The sequence below is a fragment of the Citricoccus sp. NR2 genome (assembly GCF_027594385.1).
Lineage (GTDB): Bacteria > Actinomycetota > Actinomycetes > Actinomycetales > Micrococcaceae > CmP2.
Window position 1 is genome coordinate 3,200,396 of record NZ_CP115154.1, and the last position, 18,507, is coordinate 3,218,902.

The 18,507-nt window shown below is 60.4% G+C and carries 13 protein-coding genes; 4 read left to right on the plus strand and 9 right to left on the minus strand.

Annotated elements, in window-relative coordinates; translation table 11 throughout:
• Positions 1–14: 14 nt before the first annotated feature.
• The 3 genes from O1A05_RS15090 to O1A05_RS15100 all read right to left on the minus strand — a co-directional run bounded on the left by O1A05_RS15090 (position 15) and on the right by O1A05_RS15100 (position 3,120).
• A complete protein-coding gene (locus tag O1A05_RS15090; RefSeq protein ID WP_270107615.1) occupies positions 15–836 on the minus strand; it encodes a carbohydrate ABC transporter permease in 822 nt (273 codons plus the stop codon).
• A 71-nt stretch (positions 837–907) separates the two neighbouring features.
• Complete coding sequence (locus O1A05_RS15095) at positions 908–1,870, minus strand: carbohydrate ABC transporter permease (protein WP_270105982.1); 963 nt, start codon at positions 1,868–1,870, stop codon at positions 908–910.
• Positions 1,867–3,120, minus strand: coding sequence for an extracellular solute-binding protein (locus O1A05_RS15100; protein ID WP_270105983.1), 1,254 nt, complete (start codon positions 3,118–3,120; stop codon positions 1,867–1,869). Before O1A05_RS15100 ends, O1A05_RS15095 begins: the two co-directional genes overlap by 4 nt.
• Positions 3,121–3,342: 222 nt before the next feature.
• Here O1A05_RS15100 and O1A05_RS15105 point away from each other — a divergent pair, with 222 nt between their 5' ends.
• From O1A05_RS15105 to O1A05_RS15120, 4 genes are all read left to right on the plus strand, one after another.
• Positions 3,343–4,821, plus strand: coding sequence for a glutamate-cysteine ligase family protein (locus O1A05_RS15105; protein WP_270105984.1), 1,479 nt, complete (start codon positions 3,343–3,345; stop codon positions 4,819–4,821).
• Positions 4,822–4,839: 18 nt separating this feature from the next.
• Positions 4,840–5,829, plus strand: a complete 990-nt coding sequence (locus O1A05_RS15110; RefSeq protein ID WP_270105985.1) for an NAD(P)-dependent oxidoreductase — start codon at positions 4,840–4,842, stop codon at positions 5,827–5,829.
• Between the two features lie 84 nt (positions 5,830–5,913).
• Positions 5,914–7,827: a glutaminase A gene (gene glsA, locus O1A05_RS15115; RefSeq protein ID WP_270105986.1), complete on the plus strand. Its 1,914-nt coding sequence runs from the start codon at positions 5,914–5,916 to the stop codon at positions 7,825–7,827.
• Between the two features lie 257 nt (positions 7,828–8,084).
• Positions 8,085–9,626 (plus strand): IS1634 family transposase, encoded by a 1,542-nt coding sequence (locus O1A05_RS15120; RefSeq protein ID WP_442867642.1) that lies wholly within the window; start codon positions 8,085–8,087, stop codon positions 9,624–9,626.
• A gap of 65 nt (positions 9,627–9,691) precedes the next feature.
• On the opposite strand, the gene O1A05_RS15125 is transcribed toward O1A05_RS15120, so the two are convergent.
• From O1A05_RS15125 to O1A05_RS15150, 6 genes are all read right to left on the minus strand, one after another.
• Positions 9,692–10,300: a 4'-phosphopantetheinyl transferase family protein gene (locus O1A05_RS15125; protein ID WP_270105987.1), complete on the minus strand. Its 609-nt coding sequence runs from the start codon at positions 10,298–10,300 to the stop codon at positions 9,692–9,694.
• A gap of 103 nt (positions 10,301–10,403) precedes the next feature.
• Positions 10,404–10,934 (minus strand): GbsR/MarR family transcriptional regulator, encoded by a 531-nt coding sequence (locus O1A05_RS15130; RefSeq protein ID WP_270105988.1) that lies wholly within the window; start codon positions 10,932–10,934, stop codon positions 10,404–10,406.
• A 7-nt stretch (positions 10,935–10,941) separates the two neighbouring features.
• The gene (locus O1A05_RS15135; RefSeq protein WP_270105989.1) at positions 10,942–11,130 is read right to left on the minus strand and encodes an MbtH family protein; all 189 of its coding nucleotides are present in this window, start codon (positions 11,128–11,130) and stop codon (positions 10,942–10,944) included.
• Positions 11,131–11,183: 53 nt separating this feature from the next.
• The gene (locus tag O1A05_RS15140; protein WP_270105990.1) at positions 11,184–14,213 is read right to left on the minus strand and encodes a non-ribosomal peptide synthetase; all 3,030 of its coding nucleotides are present in this window, start codon (positions 14,211–14,213) and stop codon (positions 11,184–11,186) included.
• Positions 14,214–14,262: 49 nt separating this feature from the next.
• Positions 14,263–15,410, minus strand: a protein-coding gene (locus O1A05_RS15145; protein WP_270107484.1) for an IS3 family transposase whose coding sequence is annotated in 2 segments (ribosomal slippage) — positions 14,263–15,140 and positions 15,140–15,410 — 1,149 coding nt in all. Because the reading frame shifts where the segments join, the coding sequence is not laid out codon by codon here.
• Positions 15,411–15,479: 69 nt separating this feature from the next.
• Complete coding sequence (locus O1A05_RS15150; RefSeq protein WP_270105991.1) at positions 15,480–18,443, minus strand: non-ribosomal peptide synthetase; 2,964 nt, start codon at positions 18,441–18,443, stop codon at positions 15,480–15,482.
• Between the last annotated feature and the right edge of the window lie 64 nt (positions 18,444–18,507).

The window sequence follows — 18,507 nt, forward strand, 5'->3', positions numbered from 1 at the left end:
GCTCCTACTTTCTTCTAGCCCTTGACCGCGCCCGAGGTCAGACCGGCAACGATCTGGCGCTGGAACAGGACCACGAGAATGACGATGGGGATCGTGACGATGATAGCGGCAGCCGAGATGGCTCCCGTGGGTGATTCGAACTGGGAGGCGCCCGAGAAGAACGCGAGCGCGGCGGGCACGGTTCTCGCCGCCTCCGAAGAGGTCAGCGACATCCCGTAGACGAAGTCGTTCCACGCGATGAAAAACGCAATGATCGCGGTGGTGAACACGCCGGGCAGTGCCAGCGGCACGATCACCTTGCGGAACGCCTGCAGCGGGGTGGCGCCGTCGACCTGGGCCGCTTGTTCCAGCTCCCAGGGGATCTGCTGGAAGAACGCGGCCAGTGTCCAGATGGCGATCGGAAGCGTCAGTGACAGGTACGGGATGATCAATCCGAGCCAGGTGTCGTAGAGCCCGATGGTACGCCACATATTGAACAGCGGGGTGACCAGGGAGATCACCGGGAACATCGAGACCATCAGCGAGACGGTGAGCACTACGCGCTTGCCCGGGAAGTTCAGCCGGGCGATGGCGTAGGCACACAGGGTGGCCAACACGACGGCAATGAAGGTGGCAATCACCGAGATCCCGATCGAGTTCCACAGCGCGGTGAGGAACAGCTCACGGGAGGCGCCGGTAATGATCTCCTCGTAGTTCATGGTCGACCAGCTGGTCGGAAGGAACTGGTTGTTGGACAGATCCCCCGGCGTCTTGAAGCTGGTGGTGAGGATCGAGGCGACAGGGAACAGGCACCACACGGTGATGAAGGCGGTGAGGATCCACCAGCCGGCCACCATTCTGCCGCGACCGGACCGCTTCGGCTTGCCGCCCTGCTGTGCGGTGCCAGACGTCGTCGTCACTTCTGCGCTCATGATTTCCCTCCCTGACCTCGGGCCAGGTCGACTTTGAAGACCTTGACTGCGATGAACGCCAACAACGCCACGCACAGGAATAGCAGCACAGAGACCGCGGAGCCGAGCCCGATCTCCAAACGGACGATCGAGGTGCGGTAGGCCAACAGCGAGAGCACCTCGGTACCGTAATCACCGTTGGTCATGATGAACACGGCGTCGAAGATGCGGAAGGCGTCCAGGGCGCGGAACAGCACCGCCACCATGATGGCCGCCTTCATGTTCGGCAGGATCACCTTCCACAGGCGCTGACGCCAGGTCGCGCCGTCAACGGCTGCGGCCTCGCTGAGCTCCTCGGGCACCTGGGCCAGACCCGCCAACAACAGCAACGAGATGAACGGGGTGGTCTTCCAGATCTCGGAGAGCATGATCACGGTCAACGCGGATCCGGCCTGGGCGAACCAGTTCAGATCGGAATCCACGCCGGGCACCCACCCCATCCAGTTATTCATGTACCCCGAGTCGATGGAGAACATGTAATACCAGGCGTAGGCGGAGACGACGGTGACGATACCGTACGGCACCAGAATCACGGTGCGTACGAACCCGCGGGTGGAGGTGATCGCCTTGTGCATCACCAGGGCAAGGGCGAAGCCGAGCACCAGCTCGACCGCCACGGTGACCACGGTGATCAGCACGGTGACGGCGAAGCCGGACCACCACACCGAATCGGTGAGGATGGTGAGGTAGTTGTTCAGCCCCACGAACTCGCGGTCATCAGGGGCGGTGAGCCGGTAGGAGAACAGGGAGTCCCACAGCGCCTGCATGAGCGGATAGAAGATGACAGCGATCATGATGAAGAACGCCGGTCCGGCCAGCCACCAGCCCAGTCGGGCCTCGGCCTTGGTCCGCTTGGATTTGACCGGTCGCACTGATTTCTTCCGTGATGCCGCCGGCTGCGCGGTCGATTCGGTCGTCACAGCAGGGCCTCCCCTCTGAGCACCTTCTCGATGAAGTTCCCCGTCTCCACGGCCGTGCCTTCGGCAACCTGGCTGGGCGGGGTGAACGAGTCCTGGATCGCCGTCGAGACCTCGTTGTAGTACGGGGTCTGCGGGCGCGGCACCGCCTGGTCCAGGGACTCCCGGATGGTGTCCGCCATCGGGAACATCTCCTCGATCTCCGGATCGTCATACGCTGACGCCGAGGCGGGCGGGTTGCCGTTGGAGATGAAGTAGTAGGACTGGTTTTCCGGTTCCACGATGCACTGGATCGCGTCCCACGCCAGGTCTTGGTTTTGTGATTCGGACCCGACGCCGAGGTTGATTCCGCCCAGCGGAGGCGCCGATTCCTGGCCTTCGCTCATCTGAGGGTAGACGGCCCAGCCGATGTCGTCGATCAGGTCTTCGGGCACCGCGCCCTCCTCGGCGGCCGCGTTCGTGGCGGGCCAGACGAACGGCCAGTTCACCATGAACGAGCCGTTGTCGCCGCGGAACAGCAGCATCGATTCGTTCTCCGCCTGGGTGGGCAAGCCGGGGCCACCGAGACCTTCCGAGCCGATGGTGCCCACAACATCCGCAGCGGCGCGCCCGGCGTCGGAGTCCAGGTCGGTGACGAGTTCATCAGCGCCGGCCTCCGGGTTCTGCAGGATCTGCCCGCCAGCCGAGGCCACCAGCGCGTTGACCCACACGGTCATCGATTCGGCGTTCGCGCCCTGCACGCCCAGGTACTTCTCTTGGTCGCGGGCGGCGTCGATCAGCTGCTCCCAGGTGACCGGCTGATCCATGTCCAGGCCGGCAGTTTCGGCCACCGACTTGCGGTACCAGAGCAGCTGGGTGTTGGCCCAGAACGGCACCGAGACGATCTCGTCTTTCCACATGGCACCAGCCAGCGCGCCGTCGAGCGTGTCCTCGGTGGTCGCTGCAGCCACATCGTCGGGCACCGGCGCCAGGAATCCGGGTTCGGAGAGTTCCGGGATGAACGGCGGGTCCAGGCTCATGATGTCCATGGTGGTGTCGCCGGCGGCCAAGCGGCGGGTGAGCTGCTCGCGCTGAGAGGCTGCATCGTTCGGGAGCACCGAGGTTTCGATGCGATAGCGGCCCTCGGCAGCATCGGTGCAGCGGGCGGCAATTTCCGCCTGTCCGCCGTCGTCGGGATTGGTGTACCAGGTGAGCACCGGGGTGCCGTCGTCGCCGGAGCACCCGGCAAGCAGCAGCGTTGACGTGGTTAGCACGGCCGAGACCGTGAGCCACCGACGTCGTGTCGAAGCGGGGTTCTTCACAGGCAACACTTCCCCTGTTGGCGGTTTAACGACGATGTGACCACCATCATCATGGATTGAGCATATTCTCAGGTTCGTTCATTTGTAACCCCCTAGACGTCGGAGGTCAACGACCCGCTTCCCCGAGTCCTCCAACCGGAGACGGCGAAGGCTGATGTGGTTCAGAATGTGGACATGGGAGCAGAAGTGGAAGCACAAACCTATTCGCGCTCGGCCCGCAGCCGGTACCGAGAGCTGCTAGCGGACTCCGCGGAGCAGCTACGTGCCTACCTGGCCCAGGACGGGTTTTCCGAACGCGGGATGATCGGCCTGGAACTGGAGCTGAACCTGGTGGATGAGGCCAACCGTCCAGCCATGGTGAACGCCGATGTGCTCCAGACTCTCGGCGAGCACGGTTTCGACCCAGAGCTGGGACGGTTCACCATCGAACTGAACCATCCCACCGTGGAGATCGCCGGGACGGGGCTACGCGAACTGGAAGATTCCCTGCGCGAGAAGTTACTGGTGGCCCACGAACACGCCGCGCGCCATGGAGCCTTCGTGGTGCCGGTCGGGATTCTGCCGTCGGTGCTCGGCGACGACATTGTGGGAGACGCATGGATCAGCCCCGGCAACCGTTTCGCCGCGCTGAATGATGCGATTCTCACCGCCCGGGGCGAGGACATTCTGATCGACATTCACGGCGCCGATGAGCACCTCTCCTACTACGCCCAGGACATTGCGGCGGAGGCCACCTGCACCTCGATGCAGATCCACCTCGAGGTCACCCGCGAGCGGTTCGGGGCGGTGTGGAATGCGGCGCAGTGCATTGCCGGAGCGCAGATCGCCCTGGCCGCGAACTCGCCACTGTTTCTCGGATCCCGGCTGTGGCACGAGACTCGGATTCCGGTGTTTCAGCAGGCGATTGATGACCGTGCCCCGGAGTATGCCCGCCAGGGAGTGCGGCCGCGGGTGTGGTTCGGGGAACGCTGGATCTCCGGGATCGAGGAGCTGTTCGCGGAGAACGTGGACTACTTCCCCGCCCTGTTGCCGGAGCAATCGGAGGGGGCGACGACGACGGGGCGCGGAGCGCCGTTGCTGCCGGAGCTGAACCTGCACAACGGGACCGTCTACCGGTGGAACCGGCCCATTTATGATCCGGGTAACGATCAGCGCGAGGCACACCTGCGCGTGGAGAACCGGCTACTGCCGGCCGGACCGACGGTGCTGGACATGACGGCTAACACAGCGTTCTTTTTTGGGGCGGTGCGCTACCTGGTGGACTCGGAGGAGAACCCCTGGGAGCGCATGAGTTTCAGGGCGGCGGCCGACGGGTTCTACCGGTGCGCGCGGCAGGGTCTGGAAGCCAGTGTGTATTGGCCCGGGTTCGGGGACGTGCCCGTAGCCGAGCTGTTGGACCGACACCTACTGCCGGCCGCGGAACAGGGGCTCATCAGCCTGGGTGTGGACCAACACTGCATCGACCGGTATCTGGGGGTGCTCACCGGGCGCACCCGCAACGGCCAGAACGGTGCCACCTGGATGACCCGCACGCTGGCCCGGCTCGAAGAGGGAGGACTGGCGCGTCCGGATGCGCTGGGCCAATTGGTCGGACTGTACCGCGAGCACGCCGTCTCCTCGGCCGCCGTGCACACGTGGCCGTTGCCCCAGTGATATGACACGATGAAGCGCATGACCACCCCCATCGAGCGCCTGATCTCCCTGCCCGGCTCGGACGAGGTTGCCGGCACCGTGTACGAGGACGCGCACCGGCTGTTAGTGCAGGCCGTGGCCGAACACGACGCCGAACTGGTGGCACCCGAGAGCGGACAGGCCACCGGTGTCGTCGTCATTGAACATCTCGACCCGCAGCGCATCGACGAGGTGCTGGCCGCGAATCCGCAGGTGAGCTGGGTGCAACTGCCCTCCGCCGGAATCGAGACCTACCTGCCGGTGATCCGCCGCCACCGCGCTGTGACGTTTACGTCCGCCAAGGGCAGCTATGCCGGCCCGGTGGCCGAACACGCGCTGGCGCTCACCCTGGCACTGCTGCGGCGGCTGCCCGAGCGGATCCGCGCCACCCGGTGGGGTGGCAAAGCCGGGTTTTCGCTCAATGATGCCCGCGCCGTCGTCGTCGGTGGTGGTGGCATCGGCACCGAAATCGTGCGGCTGCTGGGCGCCTGGACCACCCACATCACGGTGGTGCGGCGCCGGGATGAGCCGGTGGAGGGTGCGCACCGCACCGTCACCACGCAGCGACTGAATGAGGTGCTGGCCGACGCCGACGTCGTCGTGCTCGCCGCTGCCGCTACCGATGAGACGCGCGCGATGATCGGTGCCACCCAGTTCGAACGCATGAAAGAGACCGCGGTGCTGGTCAACATTGCCCGGGGGTCCCTGGTGGACACCGACGCCTTGGTGACCGCGCTGCAGCAGGGGCAGATTCGCGCCGTCGGTACCGACGTGACCGACCCGGAACCGCTGCCCGAGGGGCACCCGCTGTGGGCGGAGCCGAACGCGCTGATCACCCCGCACTCCGCCGACACCCCGCAGATGTGCATCCCGCTCTTACAGGACAGGATCACCGCGAACCTGGTGCGCCGTGCCGAGGCACGACTGGCCGGGCCCAGGGTGGATGCGGCTGAGCTTGTCGGCGTCGTCGACCCCGACGCCGGATACTGACGCAACCGACTAGGCTGGAATCTACGCCCCGGTTGTCTCACCAACCGACCATCCGCCCGCCCCGGACCATGGAGACGCCACCCAATGGAATCACCGCTGCAGGAGTACCTCGACGAACTGATCGACCGGCTTCGTCCCATTGATGACGGCGAGGTCAACCAGGCGACGCTGAGCGCCGCCGAACCGCACCGCGACCACGTCGGCATCACCCTCACCACGATCAACGGCAACCAGTACTCGGCCGGGGACTGCCAGGTACCCTTCGCCATCCAGTCCATCTCCAAGGCGTTCACCTACGGGCTAGCCGTGGACGATCTCGGTGCCGAGCGCGTGGTGGAAAAGGTTGACGTCGAACCCTCCGGCGACCCGTTCAACGAGATCTCCCTGCAGCCCGACGGCCGGCCCGACAACCCGATGATCAACGCCGGGGCCATTGCCACCGTGGGGCTGATCAAGGGCCGCGGCGGGCGCGACCGCATGGGACGGCTGCTGAACACCTACAACGAGGCCGCGGCCGGGTCGGCCAGCACCGGGGAGCTGAAAGTTTCCGACCAGATCTACAAGGCGGAGGATCGTACCGGGCACCGCAACCGGGCGCTGGCCTGGTTGCTGCGCTCCTTCGACATCATCGAGTCCGACCCCGAGCCCGTGGTGCAGGACTACTTCCGGGCTTGTTCTGTGATGCTCACGGTGGAGCAGCTGTCCATGATGGCGGCGACCCTGGCCAATCGCGGCGTGAATCCGGCCACGGGGCATCGGGTGTTTTCGCCGTCGACCACGAGCCGCCTCCTCGCGGTGATGTCCACCTGCGGAATGTACGACGACGCCGGAAACTGGGCGATCGAGGTCGGCCTGCCCGCCAAATCCGGGGTGGGCGGTGGTCTACTCGTGGTGATCCCCGGTCAGGTCGGCATCGCCGTCTATTCCCCACCACTGGATGAGCACGGCACCTCGGTGCGCGGATCCGCCGCGGTCAAGCAACTCACCGCTGACCTGGGCCTCCACTACGGCGATGCACCGCCGGTGGGCCGCTCGACCTTGCGCGCCTCCTACGCGCTGTCGGAATCGACCTCGGGTGTGCCGCGGCCGCACCGTATGTCCGAGGCCCTGGAACGGCTGGGGAAGCACGGCCACGTCATCGAGATTTCCGGCGACCTGGGCTTCGCCGAGACCGAGATCCTCGCGCACACGGTGGCCGAGATCGACCCGGACATCACCACCGTGCTGTTGGATCTGCGCGCGGTGGACGAATTCGGTCGCTCCGCCATTCACCTCCTCGTGCGCCTGGTGCGGCAGTTCCTGGCCGAGAACCGCGATCTGGCGCTGATCGACCAGGACGATCGACTCACCGGCCTGATGGTGGAGGCAGCCGAACGCGCCGGCGATCCCCTGCCCGATCCGCGCGAGGAATCCGCCGAGTCCACCCGTGGTGCCCAACTGGTGCGCTCAGGCAAGGTCACCGGGGAGTTCCGGCTGTTCCATACCCGGCCGCGCGCTCTGGAGTGGGCCGAGCTGCGCGTGCTGCAGCGGTTCGAGCCCAAGCTGCTGCCGAATCGGCGTCAGCGCCCCGACCAGTCGCAACTCTTCGCCTTTTTGGGCGACGACGACGTCCAGCTGCTCACCGCGTTCATGGACCGGCGCTCATTCAAAGCAGGCCAGGTCATCCGGCGTGCCGGCCAGCCCTTCGCCGGGATCTACTTCATCGAGTCCGGACAGGTGGAGCTCACCTCGCAGGGCTCCGGCGGGCGACGATACCGACCGGTGTTCCTCTCCCCCGGCATGACCTTCGGTGAGATCGCGCTGGGTCGCACCGGACGTCAGCTCACCACAGTTCGTGCTGTCGACGCGGTGGTGTGCCGGGTGCTGACCGCCCAGATCATCGCTTCGCTCGAGGAAACAGCTCCCCAGCTGGCGATCAAGCTCTGGACGGCGATCTCCCGCGAGGCCTACACCCTGTTGGAGCAGTCGAGCCGCGAGGCTGGCGCTCGCCACGACTGACGAGCATGGTGTTTGCTCTGAGTAGGCCACAGGCCCAGCGCGGATGCGATGATCCCCTGGACAGGCGGCACTACTTAAGCACGTGCTGGCACTCCCATTGGCCTACGAGATTTCCCGAAGCCTGCCCGTTTGGGACCCCTAACCTGAGTCGTGCCATGTTTGTTGAAAATAAGTGGTCGAGGGGTGTAGATCGTTGATATTCCGCGGTTCGGGTTCCTGAATCTACGCACTAATCGTGTGCCGACTAGACTGTGCAGGTGGGCTTGTTCGTGCGGAAAGTGAAGACCGCTTCAGGAGCGACCGCGGTCCAGATTGCTCATACCAAGCGCGGGATCCAGAAGATCGTAGAACACATCGGCTCCGGGCATACTGATGCCGAGATCGCCGCACTGGTTCATATCGCGAAAACCAAGATCGCAGGGGATCAAGAAGAACTCGACCTCGAACTTCCCAGCACCCCGGACCAACCGGGTGCTCAGCCCAGCGTTGCGCTCATCGGGCCGAGGGTGACGGGTTCCTCAGCTCAACTGCTGTGGAACGTGTTGGAGGACGCGTATCAGCATCTGGGCTTCACCGGGGTGGGGAACACGGTGTTCCAGAAGCTGGTGTTAGCCCGACTGATCGAGCCGACCTCGAAAACGGACACGATCCGTGTCCTGGAAGAACTCGGCGTGAAGGCCCCGTCATTGCGCACGATCTGGCGTACCCTGGCTGAATCCATTAGCCAGGACTGGCGGGATGGGTTCAGCCGGGCAGCCTACGCGCACGCCCTGAAGACCGCAGGCCATGCTGGCTTGTCTGTGGTGCTTTATGACGTCACGACCTTGTACTTCGACGCCAATGACGAAGACGAGCTACGCAAAGTCGGGATGAGTAAAGAACGCAGAGTCGATCCACAGATCGTGGTCGGGTTACTGGTGGATCGTGAGGGGTTCCCTTTAGAGATCCACTGTTTCGAAGGCAACAAGGCCGAGACCTTGACCCTGGTCCCGGTGCTGCGGTCTTTCCAAGACCGTCACCAGGTCAAGGATCTGGTGGTCGTCGCTGATGCGGGGATGCTCTCAGCAGCCAACCTCAATGCTTTGGAGGATGCGGGGTTCTCTTTCATTGTCGGCTCGAGGATCACGAAAGCCCCGTATGACCTGGCGGAGCATTTCGACCGTCATGGCACTTACTTCACCGACGGGCAGGTCCTGGAATCATCACGCACCATGGGTACCGGCACTAATGCCAGGGCGCGCAGGGTGGTGTATCACTACTCGTTCCAGCGTGAGAAGCGCGATAACTACTCGTTGAATAAGCAGATCGAGAAAGCAGAGAAAGTCGCCTCCGGGGCCCGGCCAGTGCGCAAGGACCGGTTCGTGAAACTCACCGGGAAGAAACCCGGGGTGGATTGGGCGCTGGTCGAGCGAGCCAGACAGCTACTGGGTTTGAAAGGCTACGTGACGAATATTAGCCCGCAGGTCTTGGAGGGTGGCGCAGTGGTTGCTGCGTATCACGATCTGTGGAAGGTCGAGAAGTCGTTCCGGATGGCTAAGAGTGATATCCGGGCTCGGCCGATGTTCCATCATCAGCGTGATTCGATCGAGGCGCACTTGACGATCGTGTTCTGCGCGCTGGCCGTAGCTCGTCATCTGCAACACGTGACTGGGGTGAGTATCAAGAAGCTTGTTCAAGTACTACGACCGTTGCGGACGGTCACGATTGATATCAATGGGCAACAGCTCACCGCGGCTCCGTCCATCCCCGCAGACGCCCAGAAACTGCTCGACTCGTTGGTCTCAAAAACTGCGCACTAAATCTGGCACGACTCAGGCCTAATGCCGAGTAGTCTCAACTTTGAGTAAGCATCGGTCAAAATTCCTTAGAGGATCAGTGCTGCGTAGAGGTGACTCTTCGTCGGTCTCCATCGCCCTTTGACCAGCTCAGGAAAGATCTGGACTTTCGAATGGCCTCGATCGATCAGTGCTTCGAAGGATCCGTCTCTCGAGATGCACACCTCGGCCTGGTCATAGTCAAGCCAGACGTTTTCCACCGGACTCCATGCTTTGTAGATTGCTTCCTTGATGCAGAAAAGGAGCCTGCCTGCCGGCACGCTACCAAGTTCTTGCTGAACATGCCTGAGACGAGATACTTCACTCGGTATAGCAATTTGCTCCAGAACGCCGTCCGGAAGTGCTTGAGCTGGCTCGGCGTCGATTCCGATTGACATGAATTCGCCAACAGTACCGACCGCAGCCGCTCGGTAACCGCGACAATGCGTGATACTGCCAACGACGTTCGCCGGCCATAGAGGTGCGCCCGAAGCATCCTTCAGAATCGGCACAGGCTGAACCCCTAGCTTCTGGAGTGCACGCCGCGCGCAAATTCGTCCCGTCGCGAATTCCGACCTTCGCTTCTTGAGCATACCTTGCGCGTATTCGAGCTCGTCGTCAAACAACAAGCCGTCCAAGTCTCCGAACGATTCATACACGACTACCCCGTGGGATATTAGCCCTTGCACGGCGACCTAAGAATAGCGAAGGACTCTCCCCGATCTCGTTGCATAGCTCGAAGAACGACTGAAGTGGAAGTGATCATGAAGAATCAACAATCACAGTCGAGTCAAGATTCCCTTCAGCGGCTCCATCCCGCTCCCGCAAACGAGCTCGAACAGCGAGCCATTCGTCTTTTAACTCTGGAAGTCGCTCGGCGAGAAAGAGATACAGTTCGCTCAGCTCTTGAAGCGCCTGTTTTCTACCTGACTCATCAGCTTCGAGGAGTTGCGCAGCTTGCTCAAGTAGTTGGGCTTGATCGGCGTAAGCCTCACCGTCCAAGTCCCTGGTGAATTGCTGGATGTCAAGATTTGCGACTACGAAGTCGACCCTTTGCCCGCGACCGCGATAGCGCCGGGCTAGTCCTCTTTCGCTGAGCAATGACACGGCCTGAGTGATTGCACTTCTGCTGGCTAGTAGAGCGTCTGCTAGTCCGGCGATCGTCTGTTCCGCCGGAGAGCTCACGGCTAGGTATGCCAACGTCCGGCCGGCCACGGGTGGAAATCCCAGGCTTTCCGCGTAGTAAGCACCGGCTTTATCGACGAACTTCAACGCTTGCACCTGGTCTGTCATTGAGCTCCTAGCGATCGGCATTCTGAGCAACTGGCGCCCCCTCTTCAACCCAAGCCAAGCACTCGTCTCTAGTACCTGGACCAAAGGCCACATGCCAACCATCCGGCACGTTCTTGAATTCAGGCCAGAGTGACTTCTCCAGCTTCTCATTCGCCAAAATAAAGAAGGATCCGTTTTCGTTGTCTAGAGCACTCATCTTAGTATCTCCTCGCACTTTTAGGGGTATGGTTCTTCAAATCGGTTCTGTATCTAGTGAGACTGGAGCCATGCGCGCATTGAATCTTCGAAACTGCTAACGCCAGCTTCAGTCAGTAGCTCGTCATGTGTTGTCGGGGCCGAGACCGACTTCACCTCGCCGTTAACGCGATAACGCCAATGGGCTTCTGTGTCAAGTGCAGCGGTAGCACCCTTTGACGCAACGATGACCATGACGTCAGCGGAGATATGGGCGGGATCCACATGACCGTTTAGCAACGCTTCCATTCCATCCAAGCAACGGCCCATACGGAGGGCATCTGCCTTAGGCGGAAGGATGTCGGCTGCACCACTCTGTTCTACCCATGCATAGAAGCTGTCGACTCCGCTGAGCACGGAAGGAGAAAGATCCCTCAAGCCGATTTCAGCGTGCCGGGCAAGCAGAGTCACGATATCTGCCTCGGTCACTTTCGTCTGGTTCGCACCAGAAACGGCAGGGTCCACCGAATCAATAACCACCAACGACGCAATCGCTTCACCACGCTCTTCCAACTGGCGAACGATCTCTGCGGCAATCGTTCCGCCGCTGGACCATCCGACCAGCGTCGTTTCGTTCCAGTTTTGCACATCGTCAGAAAGCCCATCCATATGGCGTCGAGCAAGCATCTCGATACTTGCGTCCGAGGCCTCCCCGAAGTACTCCGGTGCCTGTACCGCGTAGAAGGGGCGGTCCGGTGGGATAACCCGTAGTAGCCGTGAATATACGTGCCCGGTACCGGCTCCAGGATGAATCGCGACGACGGGTGCGCCTTTTCCATCCTGAAGCGTCAATACATGCGGTTCATCTACATCGTCGAGACCAGCAGTCAATGAAGATGCCAAGGCCTCGACGCTTGGGCTGTTGTAGACAAGCCGAGCCGTTAGGTCGAGGTTTAGCTCCGTCCGTATGCGGTTGACCAGTTGAATCGCCGTAATCGAGTCCCCGCCCAAAGCAAAGAACGACTCATCAGTACTCACCGAGTCCAATCCCAAGACCTCCGAGTACAACTGCACCAGAACCCGCTCAGTCTCTGACTCAGGCTCCACAATCAGCCGAGCATCATCCAACTCCGGTCGCGGCAACTGCCGGAAATCAGTCTTGCCGTTATGCGTCAACGGAATCTTCTCCAACTCAACGACCGCAGCAGGAACCATGTAATCCGGCAACCACTGCCGCAACTGCTCACGAACCAATGCCGGCTCAACATCAGCACCCGAAGCAACCACATACCCGACCAACTGACGATGCCCAGGCATATCCTCACGCACCATAACGGTCGCCTGAGCCACCCCCGGCACCCGAAGCAACGCAGCTTCTACTTCACCAGTCTCCACACGGAAACCACGGATCTTCACCTGATCGTCATTCCGACCCTCAAAGACCACCTCACCGTGCTCATTCCAACGAGCAAGATCGCCCGAACGGTACATACGAGCACCATCACCAGCAAACGGATCAGCAATGAACCGCTCAGCCGTCAGACCCGGCCGACGGAAATAACCTCTCGCCAACCCGATACCAGCAATAAACAGCTCACCGGTCACCCCGACCGGACACGGATTCAGATTCCCATCCAACACATAAATCGACGTTCCCGGGAACGGCCGACCAATACTCGGCGCATCCTCCCCCGGCACCAACGCACCCGTCAATGTCGACACCACAGAATTCTCCGTCGGACCATATGTGTTGAAAAGTGAGTGATGCTTCGACCAGTCGTCGACTAGGGACGAAGTGCAGGCTTCTCCGCCAACGACAACGACCAAACCTTCAGGAACCTCGTCAGGATCGACGGTTGCCAACAGGGCGGGGGTTAGAGACATGTGGGTGGGCTTGACCTTGCGAATGGTCGTGGTCAAATCTGCATCTACAGAAGACTTGGCCCCTTCGACAATTGACAGTTCCGCGCCGGAACAGAGGGTGACGAAAATTTCCTCGACGGAGATATCGAAGCTGGTTGATGCCATGTGCATGAACCGCTGACCAGGACCAACGCCGAAAGCCGCGGATTCAGCGTTTACGAAGTCGGCGAGGCCGCGGTGAGTGACCAAAACCCCCTTGGGCTTACCAGTTGACCCGGATGTATAAATCAAATAAGCCGGATCGTCCACGCCCAAAGCACGAACCCGGTCCTGCTGCTCAACAGCACTGTCAGAAACATCGCGCCACGGACGATCTTCAACCAGAATCTCGCCGGAACGACCAGAACCCCTCGACGAACTCGCCACCACGAAACTCGGGCACGCATCATTCAGAATGTAATCAATCCGTTCCAGAGGATACTCCGGATCCACAGGCAGATACGCACCACCAGCCTTGATCACACCCAAAATGGCGACCAAAGCATCAACACCCCGCGGCAACATAATCGCCACGATCGATTCTGGCCCAACACCAAGATCAATCAAATACCGAGCAACCCGATTAGATTCCCGATCCAACTGCTCATACGTCAGCCCACCATCAGCCCCACTCACCGCCGGCCGATGTGGATGCAAAGACACCTGCTGAGCAAACAAATCCGGCAACACAACAGGGACCTCAGCAACCCCGGTCTCATTGAACGACTCCAGCTGGCCGCGTAACTCATCACCGACCAAATCCACATTGCCGACAAACTGATGCGGATCATCCACCACAGCAACCAACGCCCGCTGCCAGGCAGACATCCACGCAGCAACTTCCGTAGCAGAGAACACATCCGACCGATAATCAACAACGATCGACAAACCACCTTCAGGTACGACCATGACCGTTAACGGGTATGACGTGCTATCAAGGGATTTGACTTCCCCCACGGCAACCCCGGGGATACTCGGATACGATTCGTCCCGTCCTGGTGTGTTTTCGAAGACGAACAGGGAATCAAACAGAGTCTTCTTCCCAATCGCATGAGCTATTTCCGTCAACGGAAGATGCTGATGGTCCAAAGTACTAATATGCCGATCCAAACGTTCCCGAATCAGCTCGGCCAGGGTCGCGTCACCTCGAACGGTGAGACTTACCGGAACAGTATTGAGAAGCATGCCAACAAGATCATGCACGCCCTCGAAGTCTCCTTCGCGTCCAGAGACTGGTGGGCCGCCCCCGTAGTTAGGTCCGCTCAGTATGCGAGTCGGTTTCTTCGAACGTGTGGGTGCAGGATCGAGCGTACTCGACCGGGGCCAGGTACCCCAGCGAGGAATGTCGGCGCTCGTGGTTGTACTCGTGCTTCCAGTCGCTGATCACGACCCGTGCATGGAGCAGCGAGTAGAAGCTGTTGATGTTCAGACACTCGTCGCGGAGCCTCGAGTTGAACGACTCAACGTATCCGTTTCGCCAGGGCTGACCGGGCGGGATGTACGACAACCCGGTTCTCGTGCCAGCCCAGTCTGCAACGGCATCCGAGATGAACTCCGGCCCGTTGTCACTTCGCAGCATCATCGGTGCCCCATGCTCAGCGACGAGTTCCTCGAGATGCTCGATGAATCGCTCTGCGGTGATCGACCGCTCCACAAGACCACCCAAACACACGCGGGTGTGCTCATCCACGATGGAGCAGATCTTGATCGCTTTGCCGCGCTCATCGACATCAAATTGGAAATCAACCGCCCACACCACGCCCGGCGCAGCCGCCTTGGGGGCGTCAGCAGTTGATGACCCCACCCGCTTCCGCCGACGTTTCTGCGGCACCCGGAGCCCTTCTTCACGCCACAAGCGTTGTACCTTCTTGTGGTTCACATTCCAGCCCTCAGCACGCGCGTCATGGTACGCACGTCGGTACCCCCAACGTGGGTGGTTCTTCGCAAACTTCCGGAGCCAGTCGCGCAGCGCCTGGTCAGGGTCTGCCGGGGTGTCGCCTCGGAGCGGCCGCCGCCATGCGGAGCGGGAAAGCCCGGCCAGGCGGCACGCCATGCGCTCACTGATCTGCAAGGTGCGAATCAGGTGCGTGATAGCGGCGCGACGCCTACCCGGGCCTAGAAGTTTCCCTCAGCCAACTCCTTCAAAGCAGCCTTCTCGAGCTCTGCTTCGGCAAGCAACCGCTTCAGGGTCGCGTTCTGCTTCTCGAGCTCCTTGAGCCGTTTCGCGTCGTCGGCTTTCATGCCGCCGTACTGGTTTCGCCACCGATAATAGGTCTGCTCGGTAACCCCGAGCTCGCGGCAGGCATCGGCGATCGTATTGCCCTCGCCCAGGAGCCGGTCGGCTTGCCCGAGTTTCCGGACGATCTGCTCCGGGGTGTGACGCCTTCTTTGTTTGCTCATCGTGTGATCCATTCTCCCCGCGAGCGCGGGGGTCAGGACTCACATAACGAATGGACCTAGAAAACGGGGTCAGCCCACTGGCTCTCCGAACACAACAGTGGGTTCACCTGTGATGTGTGACAGCACCATCGCCCACGTAGTCTCTAGGATGATGTTCGTCGTGACGCCCAGTTTCTGAGCAGTCCCACGGATCGAAGCCGTAAGCTCATCTGGCAACTCCACTGTGGTTAGCTGATGCAGGGAAGACTTGTCAGCCCCAGCGTCTGGTGCAACGAGGCAAGGCTGATCAACATCCTCCAATGCTCGCATCCAACGATCTCGAGCGGCGTCCTTATCCAAGCCGGAATACCACTCATAGAACTTCCGCAACGGAACAGACGGGGTCGTGAATGATTCCGGTCCGTAAGCATAAGCCGCAAACAGATCACGCAGAAGAATCGGTATAGACCACCCATCGATCACAATGTGATGAATCACTAGAGAAAGTACATGCTCGTCTCCAGAAGGAAGACTGAACAAGCCAGCACGGATCAATGGCCCCTTCTCCAAATCAAAAGGAACCAAACGCTGGGCTTCGGCCGAAAGCCATGCCTCCTGGCCAGACTTCACTGGTTCCCATGCCAGAGAAAACTCGTCACCAAGATTGCTGCGTGCTGCCACTCGCTGTGAAATGACACCAATTTCATCAGCAACGAAAGTTGCTCGCAACGAATCATGTCGACTGACTATGCCCTTGAACGCCTCCCGCAGTCGAAGAATGTCCATCTTGCCACTCAGCCCGATAGCGAGTCCCACGTTGTAAACGCCGGGCGACGAGTCCCTTTCAATTAGGCTCAACGAGTGGACGCCCGCCTGCAGGCCGGTTAGCGGCAAGAGCTCGGTCTTATCGCCAGACGATGCCTCAGACGTGGAGATAGATTCACCGGTCTCCTCAGTTGAAGTACCTCCTAATACGACCGCGGAATCTGGTCCCTCGGCGTCCGCCTCACTGATGTGAGACGACAGATCCCTCACAGTTGGGGAAGAGAAGACATCGGCAGGTTTCACTGATAGACCACGCGCCCGTATGCGGTTGACCAGTTGAATCGCCGTAATCGAGTCCCCGCCCAAAGCAAAGAACGACTCATCAGTACTCACCGAGTCCAATCCCAAGACCTCCGAGTACAACTGCACCAGAACCCGCTCAGTCTCTGACTCAGGCTCCACAATCAGCCGAGCATCATCCAACTCCGGTCGCGGCAACTGCCGGAAATCAGTCTTGCCGTTATGCGTCAACGGAATCTTCTCCAACTCAACGACCGCAGCAGGAACCATGTAATCCGGCAACCACTGCCGCAACTGCTCACGAACCAATGCCGGCTCAACATCAGCACCCGAAGCAACCACATACCCGACCAACTGACGATGCCCAGGCATATCCTCACGCACCATAACGGTCGCCTGAGCCACCCCCGGCACCCGAAGCAACGCAGCTTCTACTTCACCAGTCTCCACACGGAAACCACGGATCTTCACCTGATCGTCATTCCGACCCTCAAAGACCACCTCACCGTGCTCATTCCAACGAGCAAGATCGCCCGAACGGTACATACGAGCACCATCACCAGCAAACGGATCAGCAATGAACCGCTCAGCCGTCAGACCCGGCCGACGGAAATAACCTCTCGCCAACCCGATACCAGCAATAAACAGCTCACCGGTCACCCCGACCGGACACGGATTCAGATTCCCATCCAACACATAAATCGACGTTCCCGGGAACGGCCGACCAATACTCGGCGCATCCTCCCCCGGCACCAACGCACCCGTGATCGTGGAGTTGACGGTGTCTTCAGTAGGGCCATAGGCGTTGACCATAAGCCGACCTGGCGCCCACTCTTGAACCAGCTCCGCAGAACAGGCTTCAGCGCCAACCGCGAGAAAGCGAAGCGTCGAAAAATGGTCTGGGTCGCATACTTTCAGAACGCTCGGCGTCAGCAATGCGTGGGTCACGCCTTCTCGCTCCACCGTTGCGGCCAAAGTCGTCCCTGGAACCAATTCTGCAGATCCCACTGCAACCAGACATGCACCGTTGCACCAAGCCATGACAATCTCATACACCGCAGCGTCAAAACTCAGCGATGCGAACTGAAGGACACGACTATTCGAACCTACTTCCAGCGAACGCCGCTGCTGACCAGCAAGATCGGCGAGGCCGCGGTGAGTGACCAAAACCCCCTTGGGCTTACCAGTTGACCCGGATGTATAAATCAAATAAGCCGGATCGTCCACGCCCAAAGCACGAACCCGGTCCTGCTGCTCAACAGCACTGTCAGAAACATCGCGCCACGGACGATCTTCAACCAGAATCTCGCCGGAACGACCAGAACCCCTCGACGAACTCGCCACCACGAAACTCGGGCACGCATCATTCAGAATGTAATCAATCCGTTCCAGAGGATACTCCGGATCCACAGGCAGATACGCACCACCAGCCTTGATCACACCCAAAATGGCGACCAAAGCATCAACACCCCGCGGCAACATAATCGCCACGATCGATTCTGGCCCAACACCAAGATCAATCAAATACCGAGCAACCCGATTAGATTCCCGATCCAACTGCTCATACGTCAGCCCACCATCAGCCCCACTCACCGCCGGCCGATGTGGATGCAAAGACACCTGCTGAGCAAACAAATCCGGCAACACAACAGGGACCTCAGCAACCCCGGTCTCATTGAACGACTCCAGCTGGCCGCGTAACTCATCACCGACCAAATCCACATTGCCGACAAACTGATGCGGATCATCCACCACAGCAACCAACGACCTGATGAACTGTTGCAGCTGTCGCCGTGTTCCTGGCTCGCCGTGCATCTGATCATTTGTATACCAGAGAGCTTCAGTAGTGTCACCTTCCGGGTGGTACACAGAGACGAAGGCGTCGTCAGTCAAGCCGTTGTTTACAACAGTGAGCCGACTTTTGATTCCTTCGAGTCCCGAATCAAACGAACCCATATAGTTCACCGTAAGACCTGCTAGTTCGGTCACCCCTGACTCGAGGCATAGATCCCGGCCAAGGCGCGATGCTCGGTAACGCTGATGCCTTAGCCTT